Below are 15382 nucleotides of genomic sequence, written 5' to 3'. Positions count from 1 at the left end.
CTTAAATCCACAACTTCTTGAAGTCACGACCGCCGAAGATCAGGTTGACCATCGCGCGGGTCACCATGATGGCCGTGAACATCGAGGTAAAGATCCCGAGGGACATGGTCACTGCGAAACCCTTGACCGGGCCGGTGCCCATGGCGAAGAGAATCCCGCCGACCAACAAGGTTGTCAGGTTGGCGTCGAGAATCGCGGTGAATGCCCGGCCGAAGCCTTCGTTGATTGCCCGCTGCACGGTCATGCCGGCCGCAATCTCTTCACGTATCCGCGAGAAGATCAGTACGTTGGCGTCGACCGCCATACCCATAGTCAACACGATACCGGCGATACCTGGCAGGGTCAGCGTCGCACCCAGCAGCGACATCAAGGCCAGCAGCATCACCATGTTCACCGTCAGCGCGACGGTGGCGATGAGGCCGAAGAAGCGGTAGATGGCCATGATGAACAGCGAGACAAACAGCATGCCCCACAGCGAGGCATCGATACCTTTGGTGATGTTGTCGGCACCCAGGCTTGGGCCGATGGTACGTTCTTCCGCGAAGTACATCGGTGCCGCCAGACCACCGGCACGCAGCAGCAGCGCCAGCTCGGACGATTCGCCCTGGCCGTTCAGGCCAGTGATGCGGAACTGGGCACCCAGCGGCGACTGAATGGTCGCCAGGCTGATGATCTTCTTCTCTTCCTTGAACGTCTGCACCGGCACGTCTTTCTCGACACCGTTGACCACTTGCTTGACGTAAGTAGTGACAGGACGTTGCTCGATGAAGATCACCGCCATGCTGCGACCGACGTTGTTACGCGTCGCACGACTCATCAGCTCGCCGCCATGGCCATCCAGACGGATGTTCACTTCTGGCGTGCCTTGCTCGCCGAAGCCAGCCTTGGCGTCAGTCACCTGGTCACCGGTGATGATCAGGCCACGCTCGATCAGCGCCGGAGGACGATTGCCTTCCCGGAACTCGAACGACTCGGAAGTGGCTTTCGAAGCGCCAGGCTCAGCTGCCAGACGGAACTCAAGGTTGGCCGTCTTGCCGAGGATACGCTTGGCTTCTGCAGTGTCTTGCACGCCCGGCAGCTCAACCACGATGCGGTTGGCGCCCTGGCGCTGAACGATAGGTTCGGCAACACCCAGCTCGTTGACGCGGTTACGTACCGTGGTCAAGTTCTGCTTGATGGAGTATTCGCGGATTTCCGCCAGCTTGGCCGGGGTCATCGCCAGACGCAGTACCGGTTGGCCATTGAGGTCGGCCGGAACAATATCGAAATCGTTGAAGTTCTTGCGAATCAGCGCACGCGCCTCTTCACGGGCTGCTTCATCAGTGAAGCCCAGCTGAATGGCACCGCCCAGTTGCGGCAGGCTGCGATAGCGCAGACGCTCTTTACGCAACAGGCTCTTGACGTCGCCTTCGTAGACTTTCAGGCGTGCATCGAGGGCTTTGTCCATGTCCACTTCCAGCAGGAAGTGCACACCACCGGACAAGTCCAGACCCAGCTTCATCGGGTGCGCGCCAAGGCTGCGCAGCCATTGCGGGGTGGTTTGTGCCAGGTTCAGTGCAACAACGTAGTCATCACCCAATGCCTTGCGTACGACGTCTTTGGCTGGCAGCTGATCTTCAGCCTTGGTCAGACGGATCAGACCGCCCTTGCCGCCCGCAGCCAGGGTGGCCGCCTTGACGTTGATCCCGGAATCCTTGAGCGCGGTGCTCACACGATCCAGATCAGCCTGAGTAACCTGCAGTGCAGTGCTTGCACCGCTGACCTGAATGGCCGGGTCATCAGGGTATAGATTGGGAGCGGAATAAATCAGACCGATCGCCAGCACCGCCAGGATCAGAATGTATTTCCACAGAGGGTATTTGTTCAGCATCACGCCGCCCGCTTATGACGCGGGGCGCCTTGCGCGCCCCGTCGATTGAGTAGAAGTTGGAACTTAGATCGCTTTGAGCGTGCCTTTTGGCAGCGTGGCGGCGATGGCGCCTTTCTGGAATTTCATTTCGACGGTGTCGGAGACTTCCAGGACAACGAAGTCGTCGGACACTTTGGTGATCTTGCCGGCGATACCACCGGTGGTCACAACTTCGTCACCTTTTTGCAGGCTGCCCAGCAGGGTTTTCTGCTCTTTGGCGCGCTTGGCCTGTGGACGCCAGATCATCAGGTAGAAGATGACCAGGAAACCGACCAGGAAAATCCACTCGAAGCCGCCGCCCATTGGGCCAGCAGCAGGTGCAGCGGCGTCAGCCATGGCATTAGAGATAAAAAAGCTCATTTAGCACTCCAGTTGCAAATGTTGAATCTTGGGGTCAGTAAACTCAGTCCAAAGGCGGAACAGGTAACCCGCGTTTGGCGTAGAAGGCATCGACAAAGGCGGCCAATGTACCCTGTTGAATAGACTCGCGCAAACCAGCCATAAGCACCTGGTAATGGCGCAAATTGTGGATGGTATTCAACATGCTACCCAGCATTTCGCCGCACTTGTCCAGATGATGCAGATAAGCACGGGAGAAGTTCTGGCAGGTATAGCAATCGCAGGTCGGATCCAGCGGCGAATCATCATGGCGATGGAACGCGTTACGGATCTTCAGCACGCCTGTATCAATGAACAGATGCCCATTGCGGGCATTACGGGTTGGCATCACGCAATCGAACATGTCCACACCGCGGCGCACACCCTCAACCAGATCTTCCGGTTTGCCAACGCCCATAAGGTAACGAGGTTTGTCAGCCGGCATCCGGCCCGGCAGATAATCCAGCACCTTGATCATCTCGTGCTTGGGCTCGCCCACCGACAGACCGCCAATGGCCAGGCCATCGAAGCCGATTTTGTCGAGGCCTTCCAGCGAGCGCATGCGCAAATCCTGGTGCATGCCGCCCTGAACAATGCCGAACAGCGCCGCCGTGTTGTCGCCATGGGCTTCTTTCGAACGCTTGGCCCAGCGCAACGACAGCTCCATCGATACGCGAGCGACGTCTTCGTCAGCCGGGTACGGAGTGCATTCGTCGAAGATCATCACGATGTCCGAGCCCAGATCGCGCTGGACCTGCATCGACTCTTCCGGGCCCATGAACACTTTGGCGCCGTCGACCGGAGAAGCGAAGGTCACGCCCTCCTCCTTGATCTTGCGCATCGCGCCCAGGCTGAACACCTGAAAACCGCCGGAGTCGGTCAGAATCGGGCCTTTCCACTGCATGAAATCGTGCAGGTCGCCGTGCTTCTTGATCACTTCGGTGCCAGGACGCAGCCACAAGTGGAAGGTGTTACCCAGAATGATTTCCGCGCCAGTGGCGACGATATCCCGCGGCAACATGCCCTTGACCGTACCGTACGTGCCCACCGGCATGAAGGCCGGGGTCTCGACGGTACCGCGCGGGAAGGTCAAACGACCGCGACGCGCCTTGCCGTCGGTGGCTAGGAGCTCAAAGGTCATGCGACTGGTGCGACTCATTCTGTTTCCTCTGGGCCTGTTTGTTTAGGGGCAGTAGGTGCGGGATTACGGGTGATAAACATCGCATCACCGTAGCTGAAAAAGCGGTATTCGTTGTCGACGGCGGCTTTATAGGCGGCCATGGTCTCGGGATAACCGGCGAACGCCGAAACCAGCATCAACAGCGTGGACTCGGGCAAATGGAAGTTGGTAACCAGGGCATCGACCACATGAAACGGGCGGCCCGGGTAGATAAAGATGTCGGTATCGCCACTGAACGGCTTGAGCACGCCATCGCGCGCGGCACTTTCCAGAGAACGCACGCTGGTGGTCCCCACAGCCACCACGCGACCACCGCGAGCGCGGCAGGCCGCAACGGCATCGACCACGTCCTGGCCGACTTCCAGCCATTCACTGTGCATGTGGTGATCTTCAATCTTCTCGACGCGCACCGGCTGAAAGGTGCCGGCGCCGACGTGCAAAGTCACGAACGCAGTCTCAATGCCCTTGGCGGCAATCGCCTCCATCAGCGGCTGGTCGAAATGCAGCCCCGCCGTAGGCGCCGCCACCGCACCCAGGCGCTCGGCGTACACCGTCTGATAACGCTCGCGGTCCGAGCCTTCATCCGGGCGGTCTATATAAGGAGGCAACGGCATGTGCCCGACGCGGTCGAGCAGCGGCAACACCTCTTCGGCAAACCCCAGCTCGAACAACGCATCGTGACGCGCCAGCATCTCGGCTTCGCCACCGCCGTCGATCAGGATCTTCGAACCCGGTTTTGGCGACTTGCTGGAACGCACATGGGCCAGCACGCGATGACTGTCGAGCACCCGCTCCACCAGGATTTCCAGCTTGCCGCCGGAAGCCTTCTGGCCAAACAGCCGCGCCGGAATCACCCGGGTATTGTTGAACACCATCAAATCGCCCGGGCGCAAATGCTCAAGCAAATCAGTGAATTGACGGTGTGCCAGGGCGCCGCTGACCCCGTCCAGGGTCAACAGGCGACTACCGCGACGCTCAGCCAAAGGATGGCGAGCAATCAGCGAATCAGGGAGCTCAAAAGTAAAGTCAGCAACGCGCATGATGGGGTTCGTCTAGCAGGGCCGGGAAGTCTAGCGGAAATATCAAAAATTCTCCATGTACCTGATTGACCAACGGTTATCTCATCTCTATACTTCGCCGCCATTGAGCCCTGATGGCGGAATTGGTAGACGCGGCGGATTCAAAATCCGTTTTCGAAAGGAGTGGGAGTTCGAGTCTCCCTCGGGGCACCAAAATTAAGAAAGGTCTTGCTTTGCAAGGCCTTTTTTTTCGCCTATCGAAAAGTGACCTCGCCCCACCACCCCGTAGGAGCTGCCGAAGGCTGCGATCTTTTGATCTTGCTTTTCAACGCCACAACCCGAAACCGCTCGGCTAACGAATCAAGGATTCACACCTATGGAATTGCCACTGGAAACAGTCGCCCTTTTCGCCCTCAAGCTGGCTTATGAGAGGGAGGGGGAAAGCCCGATTCTGCGGGATGATCCGATCATGAGTGATTATGAGCGTGAGGTTTTTGGGTTGTTGGTGCGTAGGGGTGATGTCGAGGGGATTCAGTTTAGAGTGGCGCATTGTGTAGGTTTGGCGCTGGACGCTATAGGCGGGGCTGATACGCCGCTGGGGCGAGAGCTGCAACGGTTGTCAGCTGATTTCAGCAGTGCGCGGACAATGGAGCAGCTTAATGCGCCGCTCATTCCGCTTAAGGATTACTTGAAAGACATTCAGTGAGTGAGCGGGCCAGGGCAAGTTTAGTAACCCTTTACACCGACTAGTAGTGGCTGGGGTCTTGGCTGATATGGAAATATATCTGCCCACTTTTCAATTGCGTCAGCAGACAGCAACGAAAGACTTTTTCGGCATCACAAGGACGTATCAATGCGGCAAATCGCCCTCAGCAACAAGCCACTCAGAGGCATTCCCCGACGCCTTCGCGCTCTGGAACGCTGGGCCTCCAGTTTTCGCGACGAGTTTCACCCGCGATCCATGCACATGGAGTGCTACACACATTGGAAGATCCCGGTACACGCGGCCTTGGTTCAAGGCCCTCAAGCCAGGGTCGAAGTTCAGGCCTTCTGCATTCAGCAACTGCTCGAAGCCGCTAACCACCTGTCCAACGCTGCTGATCACTCACAGGGTTACTATCGCGTCGCTTGCCTACTGGTGTGGCCATGGGTTCATCAAAGCGAGGTCACCGTCTTCTATGACCGGGACTATTATCTGGGTTTTCTCGGTGAAACTAACGCTCTCATGCCAGAGCGGATCAGTCATGCTCTTGCGTTGCACACACCAGCGAATTTCATCGAGCACGGGCATGATGTAACTCAACCTGACGATGAAGTCGCAGTACAGTGGTGGTGCATCGGGGAGCCGGCCTAACGGCTTTGGCGAGCAGGCTCGCTCCCACAGGGATTGTGGTGAGCTGGCAGGCATCACTTGACCCGAGTGCGTGAATAATAAATCTGTCCCCTTTTCCAGTTTGCCGCGCTTTTCAAAGGATCCGATCTCCTGATTATCGCGCGCTTCGATGAGGCGAGAGCAGAGGACGACAACGAAATCGAATCCTATTGCCGGTCGGCCGTCGCCATGTTCATTGCCGCGCACGGCGGCACCGACCACGCTGGCGATTAGGAGCTTAATTGCCCCGGCCAGCCTGGCCAGCGCCCCTGCTGGCCAAGCTAGCGGCGGCGCTATCGCATCGGCATTCAAAGGGGATGCGTTTCCGATGCAGTAGCCAAGAGTGCTCTTGCTTCCTGCAAGTGCTTGCGGAACCGGATGGCATAGTCCTCTGCAACTGCCGCCTGAATGCTGAAACGGCTGGCCAGCGCACGACGCCAATCAGCCACTCGACTCAGTCCATCGAACAACTGATGATTGGGCTCGAATCCAAGTATGTCGAAGTAGCGAAAAACTGGAGCCACGGCGATGTCGACCATGCTGAGCCTCTCGCCGGAGAAATAAGGGCCGTCCGATATTTCACTGTCGAATCGTTCCAGCTTTCCTCTCAATGCTGCAGATTTGCCAAGGGCTGTCTGCTGGTCGGTGGCGTTCAAAAATCCCCATGCATCCGCCAGTGTGGCAGAGGCGAATTCGATCCATGCACGGTGTTGTGCTCGGATCAACGCATTCATTGGATGTAACGCAGGTTCCGGGTACACCTCCTCCAGGTATTCGCAAATGGCGACGCTCTCGAATAGAACGGACTCGCCTTCATTGCCGTCTGGAACCTTGAGCAGCGGAACCTTACCGATTGGCGACATCGCCAGAAACCAGTCTGGCCTGTCGCGAAGGTCGACATCGATACGCTGAAAGGTAATACCTTTTTCGAGTAACACGATGGCCACTCGCTGCACGAATGGGCATAACGGATGGCTGACGAGTGTGAACTGTGACTGTGGCATTGGAATAGACCCATTGAAGAATCAAAGCCCGCCGCCACGAGTGGGAGCGGGCCGTATAGAAGCTACGTCCGTGACTTCAAGAAAGCCTGAGTGGCAATCAGTTTTCCGTAAAAGCGCAGGAGACGTTCCTTCGCGTATCGTTGGCAGCTAAAGCGAGCGGCCACCGTCGACGATGAGTTCCGAGCCAACCGTCCATCGTGACTCGTCTGACACCAGGTACAGCACGGCCTTGGCCACTTCCTCGGGCGTACCAAACCGGCCGAACGGAATGGTCGCTGCGATATCCTGGTTGAGCTGTTCGCGATAGGCATCGGGAATACCGAGCTTGTCGTAAAGCGGCGTATCAATCGGACCAGGGCTGACTGCATTGACGCGAATACCACGCGGGAGCAGTTCGCTAGAAAGCGTCTTCGACATGTTCAGGAACGCGGCCTTGGTCGCGCCATAAACTGATGAACGCGCGGCGCCGAGGTGTGCACTAACCGAGGTATTGAGAACCACCGACGCAGGGTTCGCGAAGACTGGTAGCAATGCCTGGATCAGAAAGTACGGCCCCTTAACGTTGATGTCGAAGGAGCGATCGAACATTTCCTCCGTCCACTCTTCGATCGGCAGCCAAACGGATACGCCTGCATTGAGAAAGGCAACATCGAGTTGGCCATAGTGAGTCTGAACGGCCTGCGCCAGTTCCTTCTGCGCATCGATGCTGGCTGAGTCAGCACGCAGTACCAATACTTCGCTTCCCAGTTCCGCCTGGGCCTTTGCGATGGACTCCGGATTGACTCCGGTAACGATCACGCGCGCGCCTTCGGCGAGGAACTGCTTAGCCGTTTCCAGGCCAATGCCGCTGGTGCCGCCGGTGATGAGAGTGCGTTTGCCTTGCAATCGGGACATGTAAGTTTCCTTTTCGGTTTTTCACGGTCAGTCGATGTACTGACCTGCCAGAGGGAAACTATGTATTCATACCTGTGCATTGATAAGATGGCCTATTCGAATACATTTCATGCTTATATTGCATGAATGAGAGGCCTAGATGGATCGACTACTGCTGATGACCTGCTTTGTTCGCGCTGTTGAGACAGGAAGCTTCTCGGCTGCGGGGCGTGACCTGGGGCTGGGGCAGCCTAACGTCAGCCGCTATGTGGCGGCGCTGGAAGATCATTTGCAAACCAGGCTGCTTCACCGATCCACACGAAAGCTTGCCCTCACCCCCGAAGGAGAACGCTATTACGCAGATGCCCGGCGCATTCTCGATGCCGTGGAAGAATCGGAGTCGTCCTTCAGGGAGAACGTCGCCCCGTCCGGATTGTTGCGAGTCGCCTGCCCGACCGCGCTAGCCCATGCATTCGTGGTGCCGCATGTATCCACATTTCTGGAGCGCTATCCAGAGTTGACGCTCGACCTGCAGATCAATGATCGCTATGTGAATCTGGTCGACGAAGGGGCTGAACTGGCGATCCGCATCGGACATCTGGAAGACAGCGCAATGCGTGCCCGGCCGCTAGGCTGGTTCGAGCGTGTATGCGTTGCCAGCAAGGGATACCTGGCCAAACGCGGAATCCCCACGACGCCCAATGATCTGAGAACGCACGATTGCCTGATCTACACCCTGCTGTCGACAGGCACCACATGGCGCTTTCGGGATATCGATGTTCCCGTTTCTGGCAGGCTTCGGGTCAACTCACCTGAGGCCATACGAGAGTGTGTAAACGAGGGACTGGGGATCGCACAGGGGCCCGAATGGCTTTACGAGGAAGGGCTGAAAAATGGCAATCTGCGGGTGTTGCTTAGGGACTACGCAGCTCCGGCTGTCCCCGTGCAAGTCATTTACGTTGCCGACCGGCTTCTCCCCAAAAGGGCCATTGTATTCATGGATTTCATCGCCGAGGTGTTCGCAAAAAAATCTGCATTTAACGATCAACCCAAACCATCATAATTGCAGTAGTCTGCAAGGCCTTTTTTTTCGTCTGCAAAAAAGTGACCTCGCCCCGCCACCCCGTAGGAGCTGCCGAAGGCTGCGATCTTTTGATCTTGCTCTCCAACGCCAAACCCGAAACCGCTCGGCTAACGAATCAAGGATTCACACCAATGGAATTGCCACTGGAAACCGTTGCCCTTTTCGCCCTCAAGCTGGCTTATGAAACGGACGGTGAAAGCCCGATTCTGCGGGACGATCCGATCATGAGCGATTATGAGCGGGAGGTGTTTGGGTTGTTGGTGCGTAGGGGTGATGTCGAGGGTATCCAGTTTAGAGTGGCGCATTGTATGGACTTGGCGTTGGTGGCCATAGGCGGAGTTAATACAGTCCTCGGTCGCGAACTGCATCGATTGGCGGCAGATTTCAGCGCTGCCCAGACGATCCCACAGCTGGATGTCCCGCTCATCGCTCTTATGGACTACTTGAAAGACATCCAATGAATAAAGGGGGCCTGCCTAAACACGGGTACGCCCGATAGGAGCATCCAGGCGAGAAGCCACGTCTTGTCGAAATCAATCATCTGTCTTTCCCTGTTTTTCAAATGAACAACGTGAGCATGACTTCATAGTGCATTTTCCACTACGCCGCCGCTTCCCCTACTCCGCCTGACCTGTCGCCCGCACCGCAATCTCAATCGCCCGAATACTGATCGCCGCAAATATCGCCGTCATCAGCACCCCGTTAAATCCCAGCAAAATCGCCAATATCCGCGAGACGGCCAGTTTGGGGACGAGTTCTCCATAACCGATGGTCAGGCCGGTCACGAACGCGAAGTAGATACCGTCAAAGGGATCCCATCCTTCCAGAAAGCTGATGATCAGGCCGAACAGCACAATCAAAAACAGCAGGATGGAAAAAATTGGCCAGACAACGTGAAAGTAGAACCTGACTGCTTTGTAGAACTCGCGACGGACGTGCGATGCATGAGTGATGTTCATGTCATGGACCTCTTGGGGTTAACCTGACCGGGAATTGAATACACGGCGTTTCAACATCCTTTCAGCTTGGCACAAGCGGGCACGATGCCTCGCTCATCGCGCTCAAGGATTATCCGAAAGATATTCAGTGAGTGAACGCCTCGGGCTGCGCTCTTCTAGACTTAACAGGGAGTCGTAGACAGAATCGAACACGTCGCTTTGGTGCAGATGAATCAAAGGCAGCATGGCAAGCTGCCTGTTATGCCCTGAAGAGGTGCGGCAAAGACCGCACCGGGCTCAACAAGATGCCCGCTCAGGGTGCCTGGCCAACGGCCTGAAAATGCCACGATACCGTGACGTGGTGTGACTGCCGCAGCCGACACTTTCGGACAACTGACAACCGCCTGGTTTGTCCGTGATCGTGAGGAATGCTGTATGCCTGATGAGATGTTGCACCTGCCTATGGTCAACAGCCTGCTGGAGCGCCATAAACGCTCCCCCGGCGCACTGTTGCCGATCCTTCATGAGATTCAGGAGGGCATCGGTTACATCCCCGATGCCGCCATCCCCGAGATTGCCCACGCCCTCAACCTGAGTCAGGCCGAGGTTCGCGGGGTGATCAGCTTCTACCATGACTTCCGCACCGCGCCTCCGGCCCGACATATTCTGCGTCTGTGTCGGGCCGAGTCGTGCAAGAGTCGCGGTGCCGAGCAGCTTGCGGCGCAATTGCGCGAACGCCTGCAACTGGACGACCACGGCAGCAGCGCCGACGGCAGCATCAGTTTGCGTCCGGTGTATTGCCTCGGCGCTTGCGCCTGCTCGCCCGCCCTGGAATTGGATGGCCGGGTGCATGCGCGGCTTAGTGCCGAGCGTCTGGATGCATTGCTCGATAGTTGCAGGGAGGACGCATGATGCCGGCTTTCTATCTGCCCCGTGATTCGCTGGCCCGTGCCGTGGGTACCGAAGAGGTTGCGGTAGCCCTGATCACCCACGCCCGGGGACGCTTTGTTCCCCGGGAATTGCAACGTACCAGTTCGCGCGGCTTGTATTGGCTGGAACCGCTGTTGGAGGTGGACAGCCCGCAAGGCCGTATCGGCTTTGGTCCGCTGACCGCCGCCGATGTGCCGTCCGTGCTCGATGCGTTGCAAGGCGAGCCGTCCGCGCATCCACTGGCCTTGGGCCTGGTGGAAGAATTGCCGTATCTCAAGACACAACAACGCTTGCTGTTTGCCCGCGCCGGCATCACCCGGCCGCTGTACCTGGACGATTACCTGGATCATGGCGGTTTCGAGGGTTTGAAAAGAGCTGTCACCCTCGGTGGCGAACAGACCGCGACTGAGGTGTTCGATTCAGGCCTGCGTGGCCGTGGCGGCGCAGCCTTTCCGGCCGGGATCAAATGGCGCACGGTGCGCGCCACCCAGGCTGCGCAGAAGTACATTGTGTGTAACGCCGACGAAGGCGACTCCGGCACCTTCGCCGATCGCATGTTGATGGAAGGCGACCCTTTCCTGCTGATCGAAGGCATGGCCATTGCCGGCATCACCGTCGGCGCCACTTACGGCTACATCTATGTGCGCTCGGAATATCCGGATGCCGTGGCCACATTGCGTGCAGCGCTGAACATCGCCCGATCCGCCGGTTACCTGGGCGCCAATGTCGGCGGCAGCGGCCAGGCCTTCGATATGGAAGTGCGCGTCGGTGCCGGCGCTTACATCTGCGGAGAGGAAACCGCGCTGCTGGACTCTCTGGAAGGCAAGCGCGGGATTGTTCGCGCCAAGCCACCGATCCCCGCCTTGCAAGGTCTGTTCGGCCTGCCGACTCTGGTACACAACGTGCTGACCCTGGCCTCGGTGCCGCTGATTCTGGCCAAGGGCGCGCAGTTCTATCGCGATTACGGCATGGGCCGCTCCCTCGGCACGATGCCCTTCCAATTGGCGGGCAATATTCGTCACGGCGGGCTGGTGGAACGGGCTTTCGGCCTGACCCTGCGGGAACTGGTGGAAGACTACGGCGGCGGGACGGCCAGTGGCCGGCCGCTGAAGGCTGCGCAGGTGGGCGGCCCGCTCGGCGCCTGGGTGCCACCGTCGCAATTCGACACGCCCCTGGATTACGAAGCCTTCGCCGCCATCGGCGCCATGCTCGGACACGGTGGTGTGGTGGTGGCTGACGACAGCCTGGACATGGCCCACATGGCGCGTTTCGCGATGCAGTTCTGCGCCGAGGAATCCTGTGGCAAATGCACCCCCTGCCGCATCGGCTCGACCCGGGGCGTGGAGGTGATCGACCGCCTGCTGGCCGCGCCTGACCAGGACAGTCGTGATGAGCAGGTGATCATCCTCAAGGACCTGTGCGACACCCTGCTATACGGTTCGCTGTGCGCGTTGGGCGGCATGACCTCCTATCCGGTCGTCAGCGCCCTCAAGTACTTCCCCGCCGACTTCGGTCTGCAGTCCTCGGAGGCCGACCAATGATCACTCTCTTCGACCCGAAAACCGATATCGACCTGGGTACCCCTGCCCGCGACAGCCAGGTGCAAGTCACCCTCAACATCGATGGCCGCAGCATCAGCGTGCCCGAAGGTACCTCGGTGATGCGCGCCGCCGCGCTGCTGGGCACCACCATTCCCAAACTGTGCGCCACCGACAGCCTGGAAGCCTTCGGCTCCTGCCGCATGTGCCTGGTGGAGATCGACGGCATGCGCGGTTATCCGGCGTCCTGCACCACGCCGGTCAGCGAAGGCATGAGCGTGCACACCCAGACACCGAAGCTTGCCACCCTGCGCCGCAACGTCATGGAGCTGTACATCTCCGATCACCCGCTGGACTGCCTGACTTGCTCGGCCAACGGTAACTGCGAGCTGCAAACCGTCGCCGGTCAGGTCGGCCTGCGGGAAGTGCGTTACGGCTATGAAGGCGACAACCATCTGGCCGACGTGAAGGACACTTCCAACCCCTACTTCGACTACGACCCAAGCAAGTGCATCGTCTGCAACCGCTGCGTGCGCGCCTGCGAAGAAACCCAGGGCACCTTCGCCCTGACCATTACCGGGCGCGGTTTCGAATCCCGGGTCGCGGCCGCCGGTGGCGACAACTTCCTGGAGTCGGAATGCGTGTCCTGCGGTGCTTGTGTGCAAGCCTGCCCGACCGCGACGCTGATAGAAAAAAGCGTGGTCGAACTGGGTCAGCCCGAACGCAGCGTGATCACCACTTGTGCCTATTGCGGTGTGGGCTGTTCGTTCCGCGCCGAGATGAAAGGCGACCAACTGGTGCGCATGGTTCCGGACAAGAACGGCCAGGCCAACCACGGCCACTCCTGCGTCAAAGGGCGCTTCGCCTGGGGCTACGCCACTCACCCGGATCGCATCACCAAGCCGATGATCCGCAAGCACATCAACGACCCTTGGCAGGAAGTCAGCTGGGATGAAGCGGTGACCTACGCCGCCAGCGAATTCCGCCGACTGCAGCAAAAATACGGCCGTGACTCCATTGGCGGCATCACCTCCAGCCGCTGCACCAATGAAGAAACCTACCTGGTGCAAAAACTGATACGCGCCGCCTTCGGCAACAACAACGTCGACACCTGTGCGCGGGTCTGCCACTCGCCGACCGGTTATGGCCTGAAACAAACCCTGGGCGAGTCCGCCGGCACCCAGAGTTTCGACTCGGTGATGCAGGCCGACGTGATTCTGGTGATGGGCGCCAACCCCAGCGACGCCCACCCGGTGTTCGCCTCCCAGCTCAAACGCCGCCTGCGTGAAGGCGCGCGGCTGATCGTCATCGATCCACGACGCATTGATCTGGTGGACTCAGTGCATGCCCGCGCCGAACTGCACCTGGCCCTGCGTCCGGGCACCAACGTTGCCATGCTCAACGCCTTGGCCCACGTCATCGTCACCGAAGGCCTGCTCAATCAGCCCTTCATCGACGCCCGTTGCGAAGGAACGGATTTCGCCCACTGGAGCGAGTTCGTCAGCCGCGCGGAAAACTCGCCGGAAGTCCTCGGCGCCATCTGCGGTGTAGAACCTGCCGACATCCGTGCCGCCGCTCGTCTGTATGCCACCGGCGGCAACGCGGCGATCTACTACGGCCTGGGCGTCACCGAGCACAGCCAGGGCAGCACCGCCGTCATGGGCATCGCCAACCTGGCCATGGCCACCGGCAACATCGGCCGCGAAGGCGTGGGCGTGAACCCGCTGCGTGGGCAGAACAACGTTCAGGGTTCCTGCGACATGGGCTCCTTCCCCCACGAGCTGCCCGGCTACCGGCACATCTCCAACGAAGAGGTACGGGCGCAGTTCGAACAGGCGTGGAACGTCACTCTGCAACCCGATCCTGGCCTGCGCATTCCCAACATGTTCGAGGCGGCCTTGGGCGGCAGCTTTAAGGGCTTGTATTGCCAAGGCGAAGACATCGCCCAGAGCGACCCGAACACCCAGCACGTCACCGCGGCGCTGTCGGCCATGGAATGTGTGGTGGTGCAGGACATCTTCCTCAACGAAACCGCCAAGTTCGCTCATGTGTTCCTGCCGGGCAGTTCGTTCCTGGAAAAAGACGGCACCTTCACCAACGCCGAGCGACGCATCTCCCGGGTGCGCAAGGTCATGGAGCCGCTGGGCGGCAAGGCCGACTGGGAAGGCACAATGGCGCTGGCCAACGCCCTGGGTTACCCGATGAGTTACCAGCACCCGTCAGAAATCATGGATGAAATCGCCAGCCTGACGCCGACCTTCACCAACGTCAGCTACGCCGAACTGGATCGCCACGGCAGCCTGCAATGGCCGTGCAACGCCGCGGCACCGGACGGCACGCCGACCATGCACATCGAGGAATTCGTGCGCGGCAAGGGGCGCTTCATGCTCACCGGTTACGTGCCCACCGAGGAAAAGGTCAACAGCCGCTATCCCCTGCTGCTGACCACCGGGCGTATCCTCAGCCAGTACAACGTCGGCGCCCAGACCCGGCGTACCGACAACGTCGCCTGGCACCACGAAGACCGCCTGGAAATCCACCCGACCGACGCCGAGAGCCGTGGCATCAACGAAGACGACTGGGTCGGCATTGGCAGCCGCGCCGGACAGACCGTACTGCGTGCGCGGATCACCGAACGAGTCGCCCCGGGCGTGGTGTACACCACGTTCCACTTCCCTGAGTCGGGGGCCAACGTTATTACCACCGACAACTCCGACTGGGCCACCAACTGCCCGGAGTACAAGGTCACCGCCGTGGAAGTCAGCCGTGTCTATCACCCTTCCGAATGGCAAAAACGCTATCAGGCGTTCAGCGACGAACAACAACGTCTGCTCGACGAACGCCGCCAGGCGCGTGGCGCTAAAGCGGAGGTACGCCGATGAGTACCGATAACCTGATCAAAATGGCCAACCAGATCGCCCAGTATTTCGCCAGCGAGCCGGACCAGAAACAGGCCGTGCTCGGCGTGCGTAATCACTTGCAGATGTACTGGACGCCTGGCATGCGCAAGGAGCTGCTGGCCTGGCAGACGGCGCATCAGGGGACAGACTTGCACCCACTGGCGCAGGCGGCGGTCAGTGGGGCGGGCTGGGAGGCTTAGGTTCACACGACCTTAAGCCTGACCGAAAAACCTGTGGGAACGAGCCTGCTCGCGAGA

The 15382-nt window shown here is 59.2% G+C and carries 15 protein-coding genes, 1 tRNA gene and 1 pseudogene; 10 read left to right on the top strand and 7 right to left on the bottom strand.

What is annotated here, in order from left to right:
* Position 1 precedes the first annotated feature (1 nt).
* The 4 genes from secD to queA form a co-directional block, all read right to left on the bottom strand.
* Positions 2–1870, bottom strand: coding sequence for a protein translocase subunit SecD (gene secD / locus ACZ89R_RS23405; protein WP_429544445.1), 1869 nt, complete (start codon positions 1868–1870; stop codon positions 2–4).
* Positions 1871–1933: 63 nt separating this feature from the next.
* Entirely contained in the window at positions 1934–2269 is a 336-nt protein-coding gene (gene yajC, locus ACZ89R_RS23400) for a preprotein translocase subunit YajC (RefSeq protein ID WP_007903559.1), read from the bottom strand.
* A gap of 43 nt (positions 2270–2312) precedes the next feature.
* The gene (gene tgt, locus ACZ89R_RS23395) at positions 2313–3428 is read right to left on the bottom strand and encodes a tRNA guanosine(34) transglycosylase Tgt (RefSeq protein WP_429547817.1); all 1116 of its coding nucleotides are present in this window, start codon (positions 3426–3428) and stop codon (positions 2313–2315) included.
* 14 nt (positions 3429–3442) lie between these two features.
* A complete protein-coding gene (gene queA, locus ACZ89R_RS23390) occupies positions 3443–4507 on the bottom strand; it encodes a tRNA preQ1(34) S-adenosylmethionine ribosyltransferase-isomerase QueA (RefSeq protein ID WP_063342597.1) in 1065 nt (354 codons plus the stop codon).
* 107 nt (positions 4508–4614) lie between these two features.
* Between queA and ACZ89R_RS23385 the strand changes: the two genes are divergently transcribed.
* The 4 genes and pseudogenes from ACZ89R_RS23385 to ACZ89R_RS23370 all read left to right on the top strand — a co-directional run.
* A tRNA-Leu gene (locus tag ACZ89R_RS23385) sits at positions 4615–4699 on the top strand.
* A 163-nt stretch (positions 4700–4862) separates the two neighbouring features.
* Complete coding sequence (locus ACZ89R_RS23380) at positions 4863–5192, top strand: hypothetical protein (RefSeq protein ID WP_192344164.1); 330 nt, start codon at positions 4863–4865, stop codon at positions 5190–5192.
* Positions 5193–5339: 147 nt separating this feature from the next.
* Positions 5340–5840, top strand: a complete 501-nt coding sequence (locus ACZ89R_RS23375; protein ID WP_476241478.1) for a DUF3916 domain-containing protein — start codon at positions 5340–5342, stop codon at positions 5838–5840.
* A 99-nt stretch (positions 5841–5939) separates the two neighbouring features.
* A pseudogene (locus ACZ89R_RS23370) lies at positions 5940–6092 on the top strand (TetR/AcrR family transcriptional regulator); the annotation flags it as partial.
* A gap of 74 nt (positions 6093–6166) precedes the next feature.
* Here the strand turns inward: ACZ89R_RS23370 and ACZ89R_RS23365 are convergent.
* Together ACZ89R_RS23365 and ACZ89R_RS23360 are read right to left on the bottom strand one after the other, a co-directional pair.
* Positions 6167–6862, bottom strand: coding sequence for a glutathione S-transferase family protein (locus ACZ89R_RS23365; RefSeq protein WP_429544446.1), 696 nt, complete (start codon positions 6860–6862; stop codon positions 6167–6169).
* A gap of 147 nt (positions 6863–7009) precedes the next feature.
* Positions 7010–7756 (bottom strand): SDR family oxidoreductase, encoded by a 747-nt coding sequence (locus tag ACZ89R_RS23360; RefSeq protein WP_429544447.1) that lies wholly within the window; start codon positions 7754–7756, stop codon positions 7010–7012.
* Between the two features lie 139 nt (positions 7757–7895).
* On the opposite strand from ACZ89R_RS23360, the gene ACZ89R_RS23355 reads away from it, so the two are divergent.
* A complete protein-coding gene (locus ACZ89R_RS23355) occupies positions 7896–8798 on the top strand; it encodes a LysR family transcriptional regulator (protein WP_429544448.1) in 903 nt (300 codons plus the stop codon).
* A 152-nt stretch (positions 8799–8950) separates the two neighbouring features.
* Positions 8951–9280 carry a hypothetical protein gene (locus ACZ89R_RS23350; protein WP_429544449.1) on the top strand — a complete coding sequence of 110 codons (330 nt, stop codon included), beginning with the start codon at positions 8951–8953 and terminating at the stop codon, positions 9278–9280.
* A 156-nt stretch (positions 9281–9436) separates the two neighbouring features.
* Here the strand turns inward: ACZ89R_RS23350 and ACZ89R_RS23345 are convergent, their stop codons facing one another.
* Positions 9437–9778, bottom strand: coding sequence for a potassium channel family protein (locus ACZ89R_RS23345; protein WP_429544450.1), 342 nt, complete (start codon positions 9776–9778; stop codon positions 9437–9439).
* A gap of 414 nt (positions 9779–10192) precedes the next feature.
* Here ACZ89R_RS23345 and ACZ89R_RS23340 point away from each other — a divergent pair, with 414 nt between their 5' ends.
* The 4 genes from ACZ89R_RS23340 to ACZ89R_RS23325 are packed head-to-tail and all read left to right on the top strand — an operon-like array spanning position 10193 to position 15325.
* Positions 10193–10669 (top strand): formate dehydrogenase subunit gamma, encoded by a 477-nt coding sequence (locus ACZ89R_RS23340; protein ID WP_123498024.1) that lies wholly within the window; start codon positions 10193–10195, stop codon positions 10667–10669.
* A complete protein-coding gene (locus ACZ89R_RS23335; RefSeq protein WP_429544451.1) occupies positions 10666–12228 on the top strand; it encodes a formate dehydrogenase beta subunit in 1563 nt (520 codons plus the stop codon). The genes ACZ89R_RS23340 and ACZ89R_RS23335 overlap by 4 nt, the downstream gene beginning before the upstream one ends.
* Entirely contained in the window at positions 12225–15107 is a 2883-nt protein-coding gene (fdhF, locus tag ACZ89R_RS23330) for a formate dehydrogenase subunit alpha (protein WP_429544452.1), read from the top strand. Before ACZ89R_RS23335 ends, fdhF begins: the two co-directional genes overlap by 4 nt.
* The gene (locus tag ACZ89R_RS23325) at positions 15104–15325 is read left to right on the top strand and encodes a formate dehydrogenase subunit delta (RefSeq protein WP_218398552.1); all 222 of its coding nucleotides are present in this window, start codon (positions 15104–15106) and stop codon (positions 15323–15325) included. The genes fdhF and ACZ89R_RS23325 overlap by 4 nt, the downstream gene beginning before the upstream one ends.
* The last annotated feature ends 57 nt before the right edge of the window (positions 15326–15382 follow it).

Source organism: Pseudomonas sp. TE3728 (genome assembly GCF_056279145.1).
The sequence above is the reverse complement of the archived record's forward strand: the minus strand, read 5'-3'. Positions and strand labels throughout refer to the sequence as shown.

Excerpts from the sequence above, each read along its gene's own strand:
- ACZ89R_RS23325 (WP_218398552.1), top strand. The coding sequence starts at position 15,104 with ATGAGTACCGATAACCTGATCAAAATGGCCAACCAGATCGCCCAGTAT.
- ACZ89R_RS23355 (WP_429544448.1), top strand. The coding sequence starts at position 7,896 with ATGGATCGACTACTGCTGATGACCTGCTTTGTTCGCGCTGTTGAGACA.
- ACZ89R_RS23380 (WP_192344164.1), top strand. The coding sequence starts at position 4,863 with ATGGAATTGCCACTGGAAACAGTCGCCCTTTTCGCCCTCAAGCTGGCT.
- ACZ89R_RS23350 (WP_429544449.1), top strand. The coding sequence starts at position 8,951 with ATGGAATTGCCACTGGAAACCGTTGCCCTTTTCGCCCTCAAGCTGGCT.
- fdhF (WP_429544452.1), top strand. The coding sequence starts at position 12,225 with ATGATCACTCTCTTCGACCCGAAAACCGATATCGACCTGGGTACCCCT.
- queA (WP_063342597.1), bottom strand. The coding sequence starts at position 4,507 with ATGCGCGTTGCTGACTTTACTTTTGAGCTCCCTGATTCGCTGATTGCT.
- ACZ89R_RS23335 (WP_429544451.1), top strand. The coding sequence starts at position 10,666 with ATGATGCCGGCTTTCTATCTGCCCCGTGATTCGCTGGCCCGTGCCGTG.
- ACZ89R_RS23360 (WP_429544447.1), bottom strand. The coding sequence starts at position 7,756 with ATGTCCCGATTGCAAGGCAAACGCACTCTCATCACCGGCGGCACCAGC.
- ACZ89R_RS23375 (WP_476241478.1), top strand. The coding sequence starts at position 5,340 with ATGCGGCAAATCGCCCTCAGCAACAAGCCACTCAGAGGCATTCCCCGA.
- tgt (WP_429547817.1), bottom strand. The coding sequence starts at position 3,428 with ATGACCTTTGAGCTCCTAGCCACCGACGGCAAGGCGCGTCGCGGTCGT.
- ACZ89R_RS23340 (WP_123498024.1), top strand. The coding sequence starts at position 10,193 with ATGCCTGATGAGATGTTGCACCTGCCTATGGTCAACAGCCTGCTGGAG.
- yajC (WP_007903559.1), bottom strand. The coding sequence starts at position 2,269 with ATGAGCTTTTTTATCTCTAATGCCATGGCTGACGCCGCTGCACCTGCT.
- ACZ89R_RS23365 (WP_429544446.1), bottom strand. The coding sequence starts at position 6,862 with ATGCCACAGTCACAGTTCACACTCGTCAGCCATCCGTTATGCCCATTC.
- secD (WP_429544445.1), bottom strand. The coding sequence starts at position 1,870 with ATGCTGAACAAATACCCTCTGTGGAAATACATTCTGATCCTGGCGGTG.
- ACZ89R_RS23345 (WP_429544450.1), bottom strand. The coding sequence starts at position 9,778 with ATGAACATCACTCATGCATCGCACGTCCGTCGCGAGTTCTACAAAGCA.